Source organism: bacterium (assembly GCA_024224155.1).
GTDB lineage: Bacteria > Acidobacteriota > Thermoanaerobaculia > Multivoradales > JAHEKO01 > CALZIK01.
The window spans coordinates 1-18,276 of sequence record JAAENP010000477.1 but is presented as its reverse complement, the minus strand read 5'-3'; the positions used below and the strand labels follow the sequence as shown (position 1 = coordinate 18,276).

The following is an 18,276-nucleotide window of genomic DNA, read 5'->3' as shown; positions in this document are numbered from 1 at the left end:
CCCCCCGATGAGACAGGCGAAGACCCCTTTCGGACTTCTGGTCGCCGGCCTGGTGGCGGGCTGCGTGGTCCTGGCGGCGGCGTCGCCGGCGATGGCCCAAGTGTCGGAGGCCGCCCGCCTTCATGACCTGTTCGACCGCGAGTGGGAGTTTCGACTCGAGTCGAGCCCACTGTTCGCGACCAGCGTCGGCCGGCACGAGTGGAACCACCTCCTTCCCGACGTATCACCCGCTGCGCTCGAACGGCAGATGGACGCGACCCGGGCGTTCCTCGCCGAGCTGGAGACAATCGATCGCTCGACGCTCGCGCGAATGGATCAGGTCAACTACGACATCTTTAGACGGCAACTCGAGCTGCGAATCGCCAGCCACGCGTTTCACGAGTACCAGATCCCGATCAATGCCGATTCGGGTTTTCACAGCGGCTTCGCTCGCCTGGGCAAGAACGTGCCGCTTGCCGCGGTCGAGGACTACGACAACTACATCGCGCGGCTCAGGCGTTTCGCCAGCTACATGCAGCAGCAGATCGAGAACATGCGAGCGGGTCTGGCAAGCGGTCGAACCCTACCCAGGGTGGTCCTGCAGGGGATCGAAGGCACGATCTCGTCGCACATTGTCGACCGCGTCGAGGACAGCGTTTTCTGGGAGCCGTTCACGCGGTTCCCGAGCACCTTAGAGCAACAAGATCGCGTTCGACTCGGCGCTTCGGGCGGCAAGGCGATCCGCGAGAGCGTGGTGCCGGCGTACGCGGCGTTTCTCGAGTTCATGACCGACGAATACATTCCCGGATCAAGAGACTCGTTGGGTGCTTCCGAGCTTCCTTCCGGATCCGATTACTATCAGTACACGATCCGGAACTTCACGACGCTGGATTTGACGGCGGCCGAGATCCACGAGATCGGCAGGTCCGAAGTCGAGCGAATCCGTGCCGAGATGGATGAGATCATCGAAGCCGTCGAGTTCGGAGGCAGCTTCGAGGAGTTCCTGACTTTCCTGCGCACCGATCCGCGTTTCTATGTCGACTCGCCCGAGGCCTTGCTCAAGGAAGCCGCCTGGATCTCGAAGCGCATGGACGGCAAGCTTCCGGCGCTCTTCAAGACCCTGCCGCGCCTTTCGTACACCGTGGAGCCGGTCCCCGACTATCTAGCACCCAAGTACACGACCGGTCGCTATGTCAGCCCGCCGCTGGGCAGCGTCGAACCGGGCCGCTATTGGGTCAACACCTACGATCTCAAATCGAGGCCGCTCTACAACCTGGAGGCGCTGTCGCTTCACGAGGCGGTACCCGGACACCATTTCCAGGTGTCGCTCAACCGGGAGCTCGAGAGCCTGCCCGAGTTCCGTCGCTTTTCGTACATTTCGGCCTTTGGTGAGGGCTGGGGCCTCTACTCGGAGTGGCTTGGGCTCGAGGCCGGCTTCTACACCGATCCGTACTCGAACTTCGGACGGCTGACCTACGAGATGTGGAGAGCGTGCCGGCTGGTGGTCGACACCGGCATTCACGCCATGGGCTGGACGCGCCAGCAGGTGATGGACTTCCTGGCGTCCAACACCGCCCTGCCGCTGCACGAGGTCGAGACCGAGACGGACCGCTACATCTCCTGGCCCGGGCAGGCGCTCTCGTACAAGCTCGGCGAGCTCAGGATCAAGGAGCTGCGCAGGCGAGCCGAAGAGCGGCTCGGTAAGGGTTTCGACGTGCGCGAGTTCCACGACGCCGTGCTCCTGAGCGGCTCGGTGCCGCTGCCGGTGCTCGAGGAGAACATCGAGCGCTACATCGAGTCGAAGGCGATGACCATGGCGCCATTGGGCTAGCGTCGCCGGCACGCCCGTGCCGGCGCGCTTCGTCGCCGATTAGGCAGAGCAGACGTCCAGGGGCCGCCTCGGGCTTCTCAGTCTGCCTGGGTCCGGCCCTCGGCTGCGCGCCGCTTCGCGCAGACCACCTGAGGCCTTTGACCCACCCTCTTGAGCACTTGCGGCGAGCCCCCTGGCCGGCTGCCTGCCGATCGGCTTGTTCTCAGCGTTCTTCGTGTCGATGCGAAAAGCTGGTCTCGGCCCTGCCGGCGCGGAGCCGTTTGAGGCGGTGCGAGGATCCGGCGTGGCGAGTGGAGGGGAAGGCGAGGAGGAGCGATTTGCCCGCACCGCAGCGGGGTGAGAAAAGGGGGACCGTCTCTTGACCCGGAGTCTTTTAATGGGTGTCCCCTTTTCGCGGCTGAGAATCAGTTGGGAGGGGACACGAAGGAATCGTGTCCCCGATGCCCGAGACGACCTCTCCAAGAGCCCGCCGGATCGCACGAGCCGAAAAGCTCGAGCGGCGGCAGGGCCGAGACCGGCTGCATGCGCCGCCATCGGGTCCATCGCTTGACAGTCTGCCGGGGAACGCCTATACTTGCATTATGACGCAAACAAGCAATAGTCAGGCGGCATGCTGTTCGGACCTCGAAGACCTGTTTCCATCGGGTTTTTTCAAGGCACTCGGAGATCGCAATCGGATCGCGTTGATGGCGCGACTGGCGACCTGCTGTGACTCGAAGACGGTGTCGGAGCTCTCCGACTGCTGCCCGACCGATCTCTCGGTCGTGTCCCGGCATCTCGCGACCCTGCGCGAGGCTGGCATTGTCGAATCCCAGAAACGTGGGCGCGAGGTCTTCTACCGATTGCGCTATGACCAGGTGGCGAGCTCGCTGCGCCGAATGGCGGATGCCATCGAGGAGTGTTGTGCGGGGCCGGGCGAATGGCGACCCGCCCCGGAGGCTAACGGAGGTTCCGAATGAGCAAGAAAGATCAAATCCGCAAGAACGTCTCGCGTGCCTACGCCGAAGCGGTCACTTCCGGCGAGGGCTGTTGTGGTGGCTCGAGCAGCTGCGCGCCATCCGACAAGACCCCGAAAGGGGTAGCGGCCAAGACCGCCGGCTACACCGAGGAGGAGCTGGCTTCGCTTCCGGCAGAAGCGGCCGTCAACTCTTTTGGCTGTGGCAACCCGACCGCGTTCGCGGGCGTCAAGCAAGGCGAGGTCGTGGTCGATCTCGGCTCGGGTGCCGGCATCGACTTGCTGCTTGCGGCGCAGAAGGTGGGCTCGACAGGCAAGGTGATCGGCATCGATATGACCGACGAGATGATCGCGCGAGCCAGGCAGGCGATTGCTTCGGCTGGTGCCGACAACGTCGAGGTTCGCAAGGGCTTCATCGAGGAACTGCCGGTTGCCGACTCCTCGGTCGACCTGGTGATCTCCAACTGCGTCATCAATCTGTCGCCCGACAAACCCAGGGTTTTTCAAGAGATCTCCCGAGTGCTGCGACCGGGTGGTCGTATGTCCGTCTCCGATATCGTCGTTGAGGAGATGCCCTGGTGGCTGCGCAGGATTCCCAGTGTCTACAACTCGTGCGTCGGCGGAGCCATTAGCGAGAGGAGTTACGTCGCTGGTCTCGAAGCAGCGGGTCTCGAGGATGTCGAGGTGCTTGACCGCTTGGTTTACGACGCCAGCCAGATGACCAACCTGGTGCTCTCGGAGGTTCCGGGCCGGCTCAAGACATTCGTGCGCAGATTCGGTCTGACCGGGCTGGTACGCTTCGTCGCTCGCAGGCTAGAGGGCAAGATCTGGAGCGCGCGGTTTTCGGGGCGTAGACGCGTCGAGACGGCCTCAGCGGCGTAGGAAGCCCGATCGGAGCAACGAGGCACTCGAGCCGGTCGGGCGCACCGTTCGGCCGGCTGTTCGGCTCGCGACTGCGGTACGATCATTTCGGTTCGATAACGAGTCGTCAAAGGAGAGCTGAATGGCCGAGAAGAAGCCGCAGAGCCTTGCCAATCACCGGCGCTTCGTGCCCATGTACCACGTCGTGTTGTTCTTGATTCTGGTCGTCAATCTGGTCTGGTCCGCCTGGCATTTGTACAAACAGCCCGGCGTAGCGGCGACGATGAACCTGCTGGTCGCCTTTGGCCTCGGCATCCTCTTTCTCTACGCGCGCACCTTTCCACTGGCGGCCCAGGATCGACTGATTCGTCTCGAAGAGCGACTGCGGCTGGCCGAGATTCTGCCCGAGGACTTGAAGGGTCGAATCGGCGACCTCAAGGAGGGCCACCTGATCGGGCTGCGGTTCGCCTCTGACGAGGAGGTGCCGGATCTGGTGCGCCAGGTCCTGGACGGCAAGCTCAAGGGGCGTGAGGACATCAAGAAGGCGATCAAGAACTGGCGGCCCGACTACTATCGGGTCTGATACTTCAGAGCTGTAGAGCGCGTCGGCGCCGGCCCCATGAGGCACCACCCCCGAGCTCGTCGCCTCACTTCGCCGGCGCTCTCGGGCGATCCGCTAGGGCTCGCTCGGGGCTCGCCTTGGACGGCAGCAAAACTCCCTGCGGTCGCCCCTCCGGGGACGGGCAGCCGTGAAAGGCACCTCCGCTCGCCTTCTCTCGCCAAGCGGATCCTCGCCCAGATGCCAACGCTTCACTTGGCGAGGGCTCGGGGGCGGTGCGCTGCTTTCCGATCACTGCTGCCGAATCGCTAGTCGGCGCAGATCGCTGGACTCTCCAAGGTGCAGAGGGATCACGCGCGAGCGGCACCTGAGCGCGATCTTCTCTCGAGCAGCTGGTCGGGGTTCTGGTAGGCAATGAAGGCGATTCTGAGGGGTTCGACGGCGGCTTGGGTTTCGGACCGCCCGTCGTCGTCGGGGGTCGGTCCGCCGCAGGCCGCGACGGTGGCCAGAGCGGCGACGGCAATCAGCCGCGGAAGACTCGGGTGCCTCATTGGAGGCTCTCCACGTCGCTGCGATAGAGGGCCCGGTATCGGTTCACGATCTCGTCGGTCGACTCGAAATCGCCTTCGGCGAGCGACGCTCGAGCTTGGTCCATCAGTCCGGCGAGCCGGTCCAGCAGGGGGAGGTTTTCGGGATCTTGCACGTCCCACTTGTGGGCGCGAATCTCGAAGGCCACGGTGCCGAAGGTCGTGTCGATGAGATTGGTTTCCCGCCGTTCCTTGAGTAGCTCGTAGGGTGCGAGAAAGAAGTCGAACTCTTCGAGCTCGGAGGCCAGCGTATGCACGGTGTCCTCGTAGGCTTCGACGCCGTCGCCGACGGTCTCGAGATATGCGGTCAAGTCCGCGCGCTGGTCTGCGCTCAGCTTGAGCGAGTATCGCTCGTCGAACCAATTGACGACTTCGGCCAGGGTCGCCAGTCGGCCGTCATGAAAGTACGGTGCGGTGTGGCGAATGCCGAGGAGCGTCGGTGTGTCGAGCGCCCGATCGCGTGAATCGACCTCGGAACCGTGGACCGTACCAATGTCATGCCGCTTGCGGTCGAGAAAGTGGTCCGACGGCACATGGCAGCTGGCGCACGAACGATCGGCCATCTGCGCGAAAGGTCTGTTGAAGAGGGCCTCTCCACGGCGCGCCGAGGCTGGGGCCGAGTCGGTCAAGATGCCATCCGGCCCGAGCGCCGGGTTGGGGAGGAACTCGAACTCGAGCATGTAGGCGACCAGGGCATCGAGCAGAATCGGTTCGGGCTCGTCGCCCGAGAACTCGTTGACGATGACGTTGCGGGTGAAATCACGCAGGGAGTCGAAGCGCCCGTTGCGCCCGTAGGGAGCCGTGAAGCGCAAACCGCGCAGATCCGGTATGTCCAGGGGGTCGAAATGCCCGTTGTTGGCGTGAGCACCGAAAAAGCTATTCGAAACGTCCATGCCGCCCGGGACCGGCGAGCTGCCGTCTACGCGCACTGGGTTTGTACTACAAGTCAAGCCAGAACCGGCGTGCGTCGGCCTCGGGATCCATCAGAATCGGCTCGGAGGCTCCGGCTGCGCCGAGAATTCTCGTCGATCGGCCGGCAGCTTCGTATAGGGACCACGCTGACAGTTCGGAATCGCTCGGGACTCCGCTGCTGGCGAACGCAAGCCAGGCTTCCTGGATCACCTCCGACAGTCGATCGGCCTTCTTGCTGGCCAGATAGAGCGGTCTCAGCCAGCGCGTGCGCTGGGTGCCGAAGACCAACGGCACCTCCGCAGCGTGGCAGGCGCCCAGGGCCTGGCGGAATGCCGGGATGGGGTAATCAAAGCGATACATGTAGCAATTCGAGCCTGCTCGTGTCAGTGCCTCGGCGAGCTCGATGGCAGGCATCCGGAAGTATTCGTCGCTACGGCAAGCAACCCAGGCTTCGTAGGCGGTCCGTCGACAGCCTCGGACCCTGGTGATCTCACGGTAGATCTCGGTCGCCGCCGCGGCCGACTTGCCGCTCCGGCCGCTGCGCTCGAGCAGGCGGCCGACTCGCCGCTCGAGCTCGTCGAAGCTCATGGCGCGGAGCGCTATGGAAGCGGAGGTGAAGAGCTTCCACTCATCGCGATTGGTTCCGATGATGACCTCGAGAGGCACGACGCCGCTCTGTCCGATCATTGTCAGTGGGTGTTGTGGCAAGAGGTCACCGTCGACGGCCGGTTGCCAGGGTAGCCGTCCCATCTTGCCGCTGTCGCCCGCAAGCGCCGATCGTTGAGCGCGCAAGAGGGTCGCGACCGGCAGAGAGCGGAGACCTTCGAGATCGTCCGCGGTGAGACCCACCGTGTCGAGAAAACGCTCGGCTATATAGGCGGCTTCGTTCCGCGTCGATACGTTGGCGCAGGCGCCGCTTTCCAGAATCGCTCGCCGGAAAAGAGACGGTGCTGTCGCGACCAGAACACCGAGGCTCATGGCGCCCGCGGATTCTCCGAACACGGTGACGTTCTCGGGGTCGCCGCCGAATGCGCCGATGTTGTCTCGTATCCACTCCAGCGCTGCGATCTGATCGCGAATGCCGAGATTGGAAGGCGCATTGGCCCGCGAGCTGAGATCGGACAGGTTCAAGAATCCGAGAGCACCGAGGCGGTAGTTGAGCGAAACCACCACCACGTTGCCCTTGCTGGTTAACGACTCGGCGTCGTAGAGGAAAGTGGAGCCGGCGCCCAGAACGAAGGCGCCGCCGTGGAGCCAGACCAGAACGGGCCGCCTGTCCGCGTCGATCGCCGGCGTCGAAACGTTGAGAGTCAAAGAGTCCTCACTCATCGGTCCACGGACCAGCCGGGAGATCTGGCTGATCGGGCCCAGACGCGTTACGGCGAGCTGGGGCGCAGCCGGCCCCGGGCCCACGGCGTCACGCACTCCCGTCCAGGGCTCCGGAGGGAGCGGCGGAGCGAAGCGCAGCTCGCCGGTAGGAGGACGCGCAAACGGGATTCCTCCGAAATAGAGGCCCGAAGCTCGAGCTCGACCGCGCAGCCGCCCTCCGGGCGTATCAACGGTGACGGTCTTCATGAGCTCGGTGGGGTCAGAGGCAAGAGGTGTAGGCCCGATGGCAGTATAGACTCGCTTCGAAGGAAAGCACGACAGGTGGCCGAGATACTCGTGGTCGAGGACAGCCCGGACCAGGCGCTGCTCATTGCCGCGCTTTTGGAGAAGTCGGAGCACTCGGCGACGGTTGTCGAGAGCGGAGCGGCGGCTCTCGATCAGATCGAAGCGGCTCGCCCCGATCTCGTGGTGACCGATCTGATGATGCCCGGAATGGACGGCCTCGAGCTGGTCGAAGCGGTAAGGACCAGGTACGCGGATCTGCCGGTGCTTCTGGTCACGGCATTCGGCAGTGGGGAGATTGCGGTTGAAGCCTTGAAGAAGGGCGCCGCAAGCTACGTGCCCAAGCAGCGACTGGTGGACGATCTGCCGGGCACTGTCGAGAACGTGCTTGCGCTGGCTCGCGAGACCCGGCGGAAGACGCACCTGCTCGAGTCACTCGTCGAGTCTCGATTTCGGTTCGTTCTACCGAACGAGGAGAATCTGATCCCCGGGCTGGTCGACTTCCTTCAAGATCGCATCTGCTACCGCAACCCCGACTGCGACGAGAACCTGTTGATGCAAGTCGGAATCGCGGTGCAGGAGGCGATCCGCAACGCCATGCATCACGGCAATCTGGAAGTAAGCTCGGAGCTGCGGCAGAAATCCGTCGCCCTCTACAACGCCAAGGTCGAGGAGCGATTGGCGGACGACACCTATTCGGGTCGAAGAGTGACCGTGGCGGCGGTGTTCACGGGGCAGGATTTTCGATGCGCGGTGCGAGACGAGGGGCCGGGTTTCGATTCGGCGTCGATACCCGACCCGACCGATCCCGAGAATCTGTTGAAGACGAGCGGCCGTGGGATGTATCTGATTTCCATGTTCATGGACAGCGTCGGACACAGCGACTCGGGGACCGAGATCGTCATGACCAAGAATCTGGCCGGGTCGGACTAGGCTCCGGCCTGGTCGGCCGGCTTGAGCACGAAGGCCTCGGTGTCCAGGTTCGATTCCAGAGCCGCGCGGAAGTCGGCACCCGTGAGGGCTCCGGCGGGCTTGGCAAGCCGCTGCTCCAGTCCAACCACAAAATCCCACCAGACTTTCTCGCGCCGTGAGATCTCTTCTGAGTCCTTGAGCTGGCCGAAGTTCTGCACCCACTTGTTGTGTCGGCAAAGCATGCGGAACGAGTGTTCGGCACTTGGCCGTTCGGGTGACAGGCCGAGTACCTCGACGTCCTTGCCGACCTCGTGGATCGGCTGGCCCCATTCGCTGTAGCCGGAAAAAATGCCGCCGAGTTTCTCGAGCGCACTCGCCGTCCGGCCCTGGCCGACGCGCGTGAGTACCTTGGTCAGGAGCGGCAGCGTGACCGTGCGATGAATGGTGGGCTCGGCGAGCTTGATCTCCACGTCCAGCTCTTCGGCGACGATCGTTTTGATCTGATGAGACGTAACGCGGGTGTCTGTAGCGAGGTGTACGCGCTCGCCCACGGCCTCGGCCTTCTTGAGCGACGCGATGATCCCTTGGACCACGCGATCGACTGGGATCAGGTTGATCTGTGCCGAGGGATCGCCCGGGAAAACGCACGCCAGTCGAGCGATGGCCGCGGCTTTGGAGCGGTCGCGCCATCTTCCGCTGGTGGGCGACAGCGCCTGCCTGGCTCGCCCGAACACGTTGACCGGGGCGTTGACGACCTTGGTGTCGCCGCGGTTGTTGCCGGCGCGCGATTCGCCGATCACGATGGCGGGACAGAGCTGGCCCACGCGAAGTCCCCGGTCGAGCATGAAACGCTCGGTCTCGATCGAGGCCATCGCCTTGGTGAGCTCGTAGTAGTTGTTGTAGAAGTTCCGCGGAAAGACGATCTCGTCTTCGAGCGCCGGTTCCTTGGTCTGGCGGCCATGAATGTATGAAGTCTCGATTCCGACGTGGGCGACAAACGGACCCTCTGGAGCTGATTGCAGGCCGTGAGAGAACTCGAGGGCATTGAGCGTGCCGGTGACGTTAGCGCGGAATGACTTCTCGTAGGGGTCGTCGAAGGCGACGCTGGCGGCGCAGTGAATGACATGAGTCAAAGTGGTCCGTAGCGCGTCCAGTTCCTCGGCGGCGATGCCCAGGTCGGGCTGCTCGACGTCGCCGGCAACGAAGCGGAACTTCCCGGCCGACTCGCTTTCGGACAGCCAGAGCTCCTTGAGCAAGCGCCGGCCGCGCTCCGCCGGTGACAGGGTCTCGATGATCTCCTTGGTCTTGCGGTCGCGAATCACTTTGGGACGGATGACGACGACGACTTCGGCGATCTCGGGGTCGTGGGCGGCCTGCCAGAGAATCTCCTTGCCGACGAAACCGGTGCCGCCCGTGAGCAGGACCCGCAGGTTCAGGTGACCTTCCTTGCGGGTGGCCTCGAGCTGCTCTCGAGCCTGGTCCTTGAGTTTGGCCAGCCGTGACTCGATGTCGTCGCGCGAGAAACCGTGGCGCTTGTAGCGGAAATAGTACTCGCGATCCTTGAGGCCGAAGAGTGTGCGTGCCAGTTTTTTCGGGTCCCTATGGCCGATCATCCTGGCCAATGCGCGCGAGGTGCGGTGTCCGAGCCGGCGCATTTCCTTCATCTTCTTGCGCGCCAAATTCTCGTCACCGGTAGCCTTGATGATTCGGCTCATCATGAAGCGGGCCTGGACGTCGACCAGGTGATAGTCGCGATGGCTGTGGACCAGTAGCCGCCGGGGCTCGAAATCGTCTTCGAGGACTTCGCCGGTGGCCAGGCTGACTTTCTCGATGTACCGAGCCGGAGACATCTCGGCCGGGCGCTCCTGGGGTGTGGGGTCTGTCATCTCGTGCTCCGGAGGGTTTCAACCTAGCTCTTGTCTCGAGGTTTGTGCAAGTTCCCCGGTCTGGTGTACGAAAACGCGAAAAGTCGTGCCGCCGCCGGCGTTGCTCTCGACTTCGATCTCGTAGCCGAGTTGGCCACAAAGCGCCCGCGAGATGGCAAGACCGAGGCCCGTGCCCTGAAAGCGGCGACTCGTGCCGGACTCGGCTTGAGTGAATGCGTCGAAAACAGAATCGAGTTTATCAGTCGGGATGCCGATTCCGGTGTCGGCGACCTCGAGCCGAACCGGGTGCTTGACGCCCGCCTCGAGAAGCCTCACCGTGACACCGCCTTCGTCGGTGAACTTGATGGCGTTGCCGACGAGGTTGAAGATTATCTGCTTGAGCCGGACTACATCGGTGACGAGCTGGACCGGAGAGTCGGGCAGATCGGTCTCCAGACGGATCTTCTTAGCCACCGCTTGGCTGCGTACTTGGTCGACGGTTTCCGAAACCAGCTGGTTCGCCGTAACCGGTTGAAGATCGAGCTCGATCCTCCCCGCCTCGATCTTGGAGAGGTCGAGAATGCCATTGATCAGATGCAGGAGGTGACGGCCGTTGGCGGCGACGCGTTCGAGATAGATCCGCGCTTTGGATGAATCGCTGGGAGCCGACGGGGACAGCAGAAGGCTGGTGAAGCCGATGACCGCGTTGAGAGGCGTTCGCAGCTCGTGGCTCATGTGAGCCAGGAAGCGGCTCTTGGCCAGATTCGCGGCGCGCTCGACCTCGAGCTGCTCCCTGACTATCTCGTAACGTTCACGATAGGTGAGAATGGAAAGCACGGCGAAGCCACCGGTTTCCTGCATGCCAGGTTCGACGTCAGGCTCGGCCAGGCGGAGGTATGCCCATAACAAGGTCGCCCAGATCAGGCCGAATAGCAGCTTTCCGACCAGCTGGCCGGCCAGGATCTCAGCAACTCGGCCGGTTCCCAGAAAAGCGCCCAGCGTGAAGACGAATGCGTCGATGACAAGCACCGTTTCCAGCGCTACGACCAGGCGCATGAAGCGTGGCAGCCCCGCGAGAGACTGGCGCATGAACTCGTACACGATGACGATCAGGAAAAGGTCGAGCAGCAGCGCCAGAGTGCCGGCGGCGAACGGACGGGGATTGACCAGAAACACCGCGGTCGGAATCTCGAGTAGGTTCATGGTCGGAAGGCGGGTCATCTGCCACCCGGTGATCCAGAGCAATGCGGCGAGAGCGAAATTCACGCCGACCAGGCCGAAGATGAGCATTCGGGTCTTTGGGATGTCCTCGCGAAGATAGACAAGGAGCGCTGTGGCGACAACGCCGGTAAAGAGCACCGCCGATCCGGGCGAGACGAGCAGCGTCGGCGTGAGCCGGTAGTAGATGCTCGTGGCCAGGATGACGCTGAGCACCTGGTTCGAACCCAGGAGCACGAGTAGTGGACCCAGTCCGACGCGGCGGCGAAACCGGAAGAGGCCGAAGGTGATGGCGGCGACCAGAACCGTTTCGGCAACGAGATACAGCAGTATCGAGGTCGTGGCTGTAGGATCGCTCATGACTTCCCGGGCCGGGAGACTACGATTCTGTCAAACGGGTCAACCGCCGGCGGATCTCCCTGGGGAAGAAAAGGCCGGCTCGGGACGTTTCCGTAGAGAGAGTTGGAGAAGATGTCCGAGCCCACGATAGCCACACCCCAAACGCCCGAAGAGAACTCGCATTCGCCCGACCGGGCCTTGCGGACGTTACTGCGAGCGATTCATGCTCTTGACTCGAGTCTGGACCTGGATCAGCGTCTGGAACGGGTTGCGGAACAGGTCCGCCCGATCATCTCCTACGACACGTTTTCGGTCTTGTTGCTGGATGATATGGCGCGCGAGCTGCGATTCGCCTATGCCACGGGATTTCCCGAGGAGGTCGTCGAGCACTGGCGGTTCGGAATCGGTCAGGGGGTCGTCGGAAGCGCGGCCGAGAGCCGTCGAACGATTTGTGTTCCCGATGCACAGATCGAGTCTCGGTACATTTCGGCGGTCCAGAGTATTCGTTCCGAGGTCGCGATTCCCCTGGTGGTCAAGGATCGGGTGATCGGAGTTCTGGATGTCGGCTCAATGAGGCCGGCGTTCTTCTCGGACACCGACGTCGAGCTGCTCGAGCTTTTGGCCGACCATCTCGCCAGCGCGATCGAGAGCGTGCGAGTGCACCAGAACATGCGCGACCAGGCGAGCTCGCTTTCCTTGCTTCACGAGATCAGCCGGGAGATGACCTCGATTCTGAACCGCCGGCAGCTCCTGCGAAGAGTAGCCGGCCGGCTGAGGCAGATCATCGACTATGACTTGTTCTCCGTGATGTTTTGGGATGAAGGCAAGCAGATTCTGGAGCCGTGGTTTTCGGTCTACCGAGACGGCCGCAAGGTGGACTGGGTCGAGCCGATCAGTCTGGGTCACGGGATCTGCGGTACCGCCGCGGCTCTGCGGCAACCGGTGCGGGTAACCAACGTCGATCTCGACCCGCGCTATATCGCCTGCGTATCGGATATTCGTGTTCGCTCCGAACTGGTGGTGCCGCTTCTGTTCAAGGACCGATTGATCGGGGTCCTGGATCTGGAGAGCTCGCGCTACAACGCGTTCTCCAACCGGCATCAGCAATTGCTCTCGACCATGGCTTCGTCATTGGCGATCGCTCTCGAAAACGCGCGCCTCTACGAGAAGCTGCGCCGGGACGAACAGAGGCTCGAGAAAGACCTCTCGACGGCGCGGGAGGTTCAGAAGCAGCTCCTGCCCAAGCAAACGCCGTGGGTACGGGGGGTCCAGCTCGGTGTCGCCTATGAGCCCGCTCGGCACCTGGGCGGAGATTTCTATGACTTCCTGCCCTACGGCGACAAGTGTGTCGCGGTGGCGGTGGGCGACGTTGCCGGCAAGGCGACGTCGGCGGCGCTATTTGGCTCCCTGGCGATCGGTACGTTGCGCGAGTTCGCTGTGCAGAGCAATCTGCCACCCGGGCGCATTCTCGCGGCCATGAACGACAAGCTCGGGCGGCTCGGATTTTCCAGCCGCTTCGTGGCCATGGCTTTTGCCGTGTACGACGCCGACAGCCGGATGCTGACGCTGGCCAACTCTGGTCTGCCCTACCCGTATCTCGTCCGGGGCCGCACGGTTCGGCAGATCGAGGTGGCGGGGGTGCCCCTCGGATTGCTGCCGGACCGCTCCTACGAGGAAGTCGAGATCGAGCTCCAGCCGGGAGACTCTTTGGTCATCGCTTCCGACGGGGTCGAGGAGAGTCTGAGCACGAGCGGGAACGAATTCTCGTTCGACCGTGTTCGGGGAGCGCTGGAAAGGCTGGCAGATCGACCGCCGATCGAGCTCGCGGAGGGCCTCTTGGACTCGGTGCGCACATTCGCGCACGGCGCCGAGATCTCGGACGACCGCACCATCCTGGCTCTCCGAGTCGATTGACGCGAGCCCGCTATACGATGTCGCGATGAAGACCGTGCGAGTGTGTCTCTGGTCGGGGCCGCGGAACGTATCGACCGCCCTGATGTATTCGTTCGCTCAGCGCGAGGACACCAGGGTCGTCGACGAGCCGCTGTACGGGCACTACCTGCGGGTGAGCGGCGTCGAGCACCCCGGTTGCGAGGAAGTTCTCGAGGCGGTGGACACGGACGGCGACCGGGTCGTTCGGGAAGTCATTCTTGGACCATGTCGGCATCCGGTTCTGTTCATGAAGCAGATGGCGCATCATCTGATCGCGCTGGACCGAGGGTTCTTGAACGAGACCGTCAATATCTTGCTGATCCGACATCCGAGAGAGGTCCTGGCATCGTTGGTCAACCAGCTGCCGGATCCGAGTCTCGTGGATACGGGCATGGCGGTGCAAAGCGAGCTCCTTGATCAGCTCGAGGCCATGGGACAAGCGCCGCCGGTGCTCGACTCCCGCGAGCTGCTTCTCGATCCGGCCAAGGTGCTGAGGGAGCTGTGCGAGAGGATCGATCTCGAGTTCGATCCGGCGATGCTGTCGTGGTCGGAGGGCGCGCGGCCCGAAGATGGAGTCTGGGCCCCACACTGGTACGCGAACGTGCATCGCTCGACGGGTTTTCGTCGCTACCGCCCCAAGACCGAGCCCCTCGCAAGTCACTTGCTTCCACTGCTCGAGGAGTGTCGCCCCCACTATGATCGCCTCTATGAACGCGCGATTCGCGCTTGAGAGTCAAGGCGAGTAGCCATGCGAGAGTACAGCGCCGACGAGCTTCCTGACCCCCGCAACGCCGAGATCCTCGTGCACGTGGGCGGCGAGCTTCTGCCGCGGCGCGAAGCCAAGGTCTCGGTGTTCGACAGCTCGGTGCAAGGGGGTGATGCGGTTTGGGAGGGGCTGCGCCTCTACGATGGCAAGATCTTCCAGCTCGACGCGCATCTCGATCGGCTGGAAGCGTCGGCGCACACGATGGCGTTCGAAGGGGTGCCCCGGCGGGAGGAGATCAAGGCCGCGATCTTTCAGACGCTCGAGGCGAACGGCATGCGCGATGGCGCTCACATCCGGTTGACTTTGACTCGCGGTCCGAAAGTGAGCTCGGGGATGAGCCCGGACATGAACAGAGGGGGGTGCTGTCTCATCGTCTTGGCGGAATGGAAGGGTGCTGTGTATTCCGAAGGCGGCATCCGCCTGATCACCGCGTCGGGCCGGCGCAACTCGCCTCAGACTCTGGACTCGAAGATCCATCACAACAACCTCATCAACAACATCCTCGCGAAGATCGAAGCCAACGTCGCCGGTGTCGATGATGCGGTGATGCTGGACCTGCAGGGATTTCTTTCCGAAACCAACGCCACCAACATCTTCATCGTTCGACGGGGGGAGTTATTGACTCCTCGCGCCGACAGCTGCTTGCCCGGGATCACCCGAGGAGTCGTGCTGTCTTTGGCACAAGGCGACGGTATTCCGACGACCGAACGCAATCTCAGCCTCTCCGAGCTCTACTGCGCCGATGAGGCCTTTACCACCGGCACGGCCGGGGGATTGGTCCCGGTGGTCGAGGTGGACGGGCGGACGATCGGGCCGTATCGGCTCGATTCCGAGGCCGGACCGGGCCCGGTCACCAGGAGATTGCAGACGTTGTTCGGCGCTCTCACCAGGGTCGAGGGCGAGCCACTTCCCTTTTAGAAATCGGGGTTTAGGGGTCATTGCCCGGTGCCCGTCGTTTGACAAGCCGCCAGACTTTCTGCAACATAAGGCATCGTGTCTGCGAACGTTCTCAGGATCGTATCGCGGCGGCCCTCTAGGCTTGGGCGGCTGGTAGGGCCGGGCGGGTTGGGTCCCGCCAATTTGTGGATACGCCCAGAAAGGAGGTGGTCCAGTGGAAATTGATAAACGCGGTTTGATGGAGGTGGCGTCCTCTTAGAGGGCACTCCAAAGCGCCGTGGCGCACTGGAGGTGACCCCGAGCAAGGGGAAACCCAACGCCACCCAAACAAACCAACGAGAGCCCCGGCCGTAAAAGGCCGGGGCTCTTCCTTATGGTTCGGGAAAGCAATTGCAGGCGGGTCGAACCAGGGTTACAGTAGTATCGCTCTCAGCCGAAATGAGCAGAGACAGGATCGACTCGTCCGAGCAGCGTAAGAGCTCGCGCGGTCTCGTGGCGAATGACGACCGCGCTCTTCAACACTACGATCGGTTCTTCGAGCTCTCCTTCGATCTGCTCTGCATTGCGGGCTTTGACGGCTACTTCAAGCTGCTGAGCCCTTCCTGGGAAAAGGCGCTTGGTTACTCTCTCGAAGAGCTACGGTCGCGCCCTTTTATCGAGTTCGTGCATCCGGATGACCGGGGGGCGACCGCGCGAGAGGCGGCCAGGCTGGTCGACGGTGCGATCACGATCGCTTTCGACAATCGCTATCGCACCAAGGACGGTCGGTACCGCTGGCTCTACTGGAGCGCTGTTCCGGATATGGATCAGCAAGTGACGCTGGCGGTGGCGCGCGACATCACGGAGCGCAAGGAGTTCGAAGTGGAGCTGCGGGAAGCCAAGGAATCCGCCGAGGCCGCCAACGCGGCCAAGAGTGAATTTCTGGCGCGCATGAGCCATGAGCTTCGAACCCCTTTGAACTCGGTGATCGGCTTCTCGGATGTTCTGCTACATGGCAAGGGGGGCCAGCTGAGCCCGGTGCAGAAGGATTACCTCACGCGGGTCCGCGCCAATGGCAAACACCTGCTGGCCTTGATCAACCAGGTTTTGGATCTCGCCAAGATCGAGGCGCGCAAGGTCGAGCTCGAGATCGCGGATGTGGATCTGAGCGAGCTTGTTCTGGCCGTGGCGGTCCAGTTCGAGGCCCAGATCTCCGGTCGACCGATCGAGCTTAAGCTCGAGGTGCCCGAGAATCTGGATCCCATCCGGAGCGACACACAGAAGCTCAACCAGGTCCTGATCAACCTCATCGGTAACGCGGTCAAGTTCACCGAGGCAGGGACGGTGATCGTTCGGGTCGGGGTGGACCGAGCTCGGCCCGGGGTTCCGGTGTTTGTCGAGATCGAGGATACGGGTATTGGTATACCCGAAGAGTCGCAGGCGACGATCTTCGAGACTTTCGAGCAGGTCGACCACGGAACGTCGCGGAGCTTCGAAGGCACCGGGCTGGGGTTGGCGATCAGCCGATCTCTTTGCGAGCTCCTGGGTTATGAATTGTCGGTTCGAAGCCGGCAGAACGAGGGGACGACGTTTCGCATTGATCTGGAGCCGGGCAGCGAGCGCGAGTTGGAGCCCATGCCGGCGGCAGCCCCGGTCGTGGTACGGGCGCGGGCGGAGGAGCGGTCTCGAGCATCGAAGGGTGCGATCGAGTTCTCGGACAAGCTGGTGCTCGTGGTCGACGACGATGCCGACTCTCGCATGCTCTTGACCCACGCCCTGCATGACCTGGGGTGTCAGGTTCTGACTGCGAGTAGCAGCAGCCAGGGCATGCGCCTGGCACTCGAGCACCGTCCCGATCTCATCACCCTGGACCTGTTGATGCCGGAGGTGAACGGCTGGGATTTACTGACTCAGTTCCGGGCAGAACCGGATCTGCGGCATGCGCCCGTCGTCGTGGTGAGCAACGCGGCAAGAGAAAACGGGCAGTCGGCGGTCGGCGCTCTCGAAGTCCTCGAAAAGCCGGTGAGCCTCGAAGGCTTTCGTAAAGCGGTTATTCAGGGCTTGGCCAGCTTCCAGGGACGAGTGCTGGTCGTGGACGACAGCGAGGACGACCGTGACCTCGTCCGAGGGTACCTGGAGGAGTTCGGAGCCGTTGTGGAGACCTCGGCAAGCGGTCCGGAGGCGCTGGCACGCCTCGACGACTTTTCACCGGACATGGTGGTCGTCGACCTCGTGATGCACGGCATGAACGGCGCCGAGTTCATCGCCAGGCTGCGAGAAACGCCCGGCTACGCGGACCTGCCCGTGATCCTGGTCACGGCGAAAGATCTCGACGGCTCCGAGCTGGAGGCGCTGAGCCGCGAGACCGCGGCGGTGATTCAGAAGGGAGCGGGACTGAGCCGGACGCTGAGGCTCCTGTGCGGCCGGCTGTGGGGCGGTCCGCAGGGAGAGGCGCCCGTCGATACCGGCATGGCATCAGAGTAAGCTCGGCCGGCTGGCCGTCCCCGCTTGGACGAAGATCGTGATCATTGCGGCGGTGAGCCTGGTCGCGTGGGTGCCGACCGCGCTCTGGGGGCCGCAGAACCCTCCGACAACGCTCGTGTCGTTCGCGCGCAGGGTGAGGCCGCCCGGGCCCGGCTGGAGCCGGTATCTGGAAACCCCGGCGGAGTCACTTGCTCCCTCGGTGGTGCGGTTCGCGACCGGGCTTGCGGTCGTGTTCGGCGGGCTGTTCGGGATCGGCGCGGTCGTTCTTGGCCGCACCACGACCGGATGGGCCTGGATCGCCGTTGCCGTCGTGCTGGCCATCGCCAGTGTGGTTCGAGCCGGCTCGAGTGGGCTTCGTTGAGAAGAATCGCCTGCTAGAGTCGACGAGACGCTGGTTTTGATCACAACGAGAAAGATGGGGGGTCGAGAGCAGAATGTGGTGCCCAACATGTCGTGGCGAGTTCGTCGACGAGGTCACAACGTGCCCGGATTGCGGAACCCCTTTGGTTTCGGAGCTTCCCGAAGAGAAGGAAGTGGACGAGCCTTTCGTCAAGGTCTTCCGAAGCGCCGATGCGTCGCTGCTGCCGGT

15 protein-coding genes are annotated in these 18,276 nt (G+C 63.1%); 10 read left to right on the top strand and 5 right to left on the bottom strand.

Translation table 11 applies throughout. The features are described 5' to 3' along the window. The first annotated feature begins 7 nt into the window (after positions 1–7). The 4 genes from GY769_23110 (at position 8) to GY769_23095 (ending at position 4,209) form a co-directional block, all read left to right on the top strand. Positions 8–1,810, top strand: a complete 1,803-nt coding sequence (locus GY769_23110; protein ID MCP4204809.1) for a DUF885 domain-containing protein — start codon at positions 8–10, stop codon at positions 1,808–1,810. A gap of 581 nt (positions 1,811–2,391) precedes the next feature. After that, positions 2,392–2,769: a winged helix-turn-helix transcriptional regulator gene (locus GY769_23105; protein ID MCP4204808.1), complete on the top strand. Its 378-nt coding sequence runs from the start codon at positions 2,392–2,394 to the stop codon at positions 2,767–2,769. Further along, the gene (arsM, locus tag GY769_23100) at positions 2,766–3,647 is read left to right on the top strand and encodes an arsenite methyltransferase (protein ID MCP4204807.1); all 882 of its coding nucleotides are present in this window, start codon (positions 2,766–2,768) and stop codon (positions 3,645–3,647) included. The genes GY769_23105 and arsM overlap by 4 nt, the downstream gene beginning before the upstream one ends. Positions 3,648–3,768: 121 nt before the next feature. Further along, the gene (locus GY769_23095; GenBank protein ID MCP4204806.1) at positions 3,769–4,209 is read left to right on the top strand and encodes a hypothetical protein; all 441 of its coding nucleotides are present in this window, start codon (positions 3,769–3,771) and stop codon (positions 4,207–4,209) included. Between the two features lie 326 nt (positions 4,210–4,535). Here the strand turns inward: GY769_23095 and GY769_23090 are convergent, their stop codons facing one another. Genes GY769_23090 through GY769_23080 form a run of 3 tightly spaced genes read right to left on the bottom strand, consistent with a single transcriptional unit; the run spans position 4,536 to position 7,259 of the window. Further along, positions 4,536–4,736, bottom strand: a complete 201-nt coding sequence (locus GY769_23090; GenBank protein MCP4204805.1) for a hypothetical protein — start codon at positions 4,734–4,736, stop codon at positions 4,536–4,538. Continuing rightward, complete coding sequence (locus GY769_23085) at positions 4,733–5,665, bottom strand: hypothetical protein (protein MCP4204804.1); 933 nt, start codon at positions 5,663–5,665, stop codon at positions 4,733–4,735. The genes GY769_23090 and GY769_23085 overlap by 4 nt, the downstream gene beginning before the upstream one ends. A gap of 46 nt (positions 5,666–5,711) precedes the next feature. Further along, positions 5,712–7,259: a carboxylesterase/lipase family protein gene (locus GY769_23080; protein ID MCP4204803.1), complete on the bottom strand. Its 1,548-nt coding sequence runs from the start codon at positions 7,257–7,259 to the stop codon at positions 5,712–5,714. A 75-nt stretch (positions 7,260–7,334) separates the two neighbouring features. On the opposite strand from GY769_23080, the gene GY769_23075 reads away from it, so the two are divergent. Continuing rightward, positions 7,335–8,228: a response regulator gene (locus GY769_23075; GenBank protein MCP4204802.1), complete on the top strand. Its 894-nt coding sequence runs from the start codon at positions 7,335–7,337 to the stop codon at positions 8,226–8,228. Here GY769_23075 and GY769_23070 read toward each other — a convergent pair. Both GY769_23070 and GY769_23065 read right to left on the bottom strand, forming a co-directional pair. Further along, positions 8,225–10,093: an NAD-dependent epimerase/dehydratase family protein gene (locus GY769_23070; protein MCP4204801.1), complete on the bottom strand. Its 1,869-nt coding sequence runs from the start codon at positions 10,091–10,093 to the stop codon at positions 8,225–8,227. The genes GY769_23075 and GY769_23070 overlap by 4 nt on opposite strands. Positions 10,094–10,111: 18 nt before the next feature. Then, positions 10,112–11,650, bottom strand: coding sequence for a hypothetical protein (locus GY769_23065; protein MCP4204800.1), 1,539 nt, complete (start codon positions 11,648–11,650; stop codon positions 10,112–10,114). 111 nt (positions 11,651–11,761) lie between these two features. Here GY769_23065 and GY769_23060 point away from each other — a divergent pair, with 111 nt between their 5' ends. From GY769_23060 to GY769_23040, 5 genes are all read left to right on the top strand, one after another. Further along, positions 11,762–13,543 (top strand): SpoIIE family protein phosphatase, encoded by a 1,782-nt coding sequence (locus GY769_23060; GenBank protein ID MCP4204799.1) that lies wholly within the window; start codon positions 11,762–11,764, stop codon positions 13,541–13,543. Between the two features lie 25 nt (positions 13,544–13,568). Continuing rightward, entirely contained in the window at positions 13,569–14,291 is a 723-nt protein-coding gene (locus tag GY769_23055; GenBank protein ID MCP4204798.1) for a sulfotransferase family protein, read from the top strand. Between the two features lie 18 nt (positions 14,292–14,309). After that, complete coding sequence (locus tag GY769_23050; protein MCP4204797.1) at positions 14,310–15,245, top strand: aminotransferase IV; 936 nt, start codon at positions 14,310–14,312, stop codon at positions 15,243–15,245. 417 nt (positions 15,246–15,662) lie between these two features. After that, a complete protein-coding gene (locus GY769_23045) occupies positions 15,663–17,687 on the top strand; it encodes a response regulator (protein ID MCP4204796.1) in 2,025 nt (674 codons plus the stop codon). 37 nt (positions 17,688–17,724) lie between these two features. Continuing rightward, complete coding sequence (locus GY769_23040) at positions 17,725–18,048, top strand: hypothetical protein (protein MCP4204795.1); 324 nt, start codon at positions 17,725–17,727, stop codon at positions 18,046–18,048. Positions 18,049–18,276 lie beyond the last annotated feature (228 nt).

What these genes read in the sequence shown, in the direction of transcription:
- GY769_23110 (MCP4204809.1), top strand. Translation starts at nt 8, where the DNA reads ATGAGACAGGCGAAGACCCCTTTCGGACTTCTGGTCGCCGGCCTGGTG.
- GY769_23105 (MCP4204808.1), top strand. Translation starts at nt 2,392, where the DNA reads ATGACGCAAACAAGCAATAGTCAGGCGGCATGCTGTTCGGACCTCGAA.
- arsM (MCP4204807.1), top strand. Translation starts at nt 2,766, where the DNA reads ATGAGCAAGAAAGATCAAATCCGCAAGAACGTCTCGCGTGCCTACGCC.
- GY769_23095 (MCP4204806.1), top strand. Translation starts at nt 3,769, where the DNA reads ATGGCCGAGAAGAAGCCGCAGAGCCTTGCCAATCACCGGCGCTTCGTG.
- GY769_23090 (MCP4204805.1), bottom strand. Translation starts at nt 4,736, where the DNA reads ATGAGGCACCCGAGTCTTCCGCGGCTGATTGCCGTCGCCGCTCTGGCC.
- GY769_23085 (MCP4204804.1), bottom strand. Translation starts at nt 5,665, where the DNA reads ATGGACGTTTCGAATAGCTTTTTCGGTGCTCACGCCAACAACGGGCAT.
- GY769_23080 (MCP4204803.1), bottom strand. Translation starts at nt 7,259, where the DNA reads ATGAAGACCGTCACCGTTGATACGCCCGGAGGGCGGCTGCGCGGTCGA.
- GY769_23070 (MCP4204801.1), bottom strand. Translation starts at nt 10,093, where the DNA reads ATGACAGACCCCACACCCCAGGAGCGCCCGGCCGAGATGTCTCCGGCT.
- GY769_23065 (MCP4204800.1), bottom strand. Translation starts at nt 11,650, where the DNA reads ATGAGCGATCCTACAGCCACGACCTCGATACTGCTGTATCTCGTTGCC.
- GY769_23060 (MCP4204799.1), top strand. Translation starts at nt 11,762, where the DNA reads ATGTCCGAGCCCACGATAGCCACACCCCAAACGCCCGAAGAGAACTCG.
- GY769_23055 (MCP4204798.1), top strand. Translation starts at nt 13,569, where the DNA reads ATGAAGACCGTGCGAGTGTGTCTCTGGTCGGGGCCGCGGAACGTATCG.
- GY769_23050 (MCP4204797.1), top strand. Translation starts at nt 14,310, where the DNA reads ATGCGAGAGTACAGCGCCGACGAGCTTCCTGACCCCCGCAACGCCGAG.
- GY769_23045 (MCP4204796.1), top strand. Translation starts at nt 15,663, where the DNA reads ATGAGCAGAGACAGGATCGACTCGTCCGAGCAGCGTAAGAGCTCGCGC.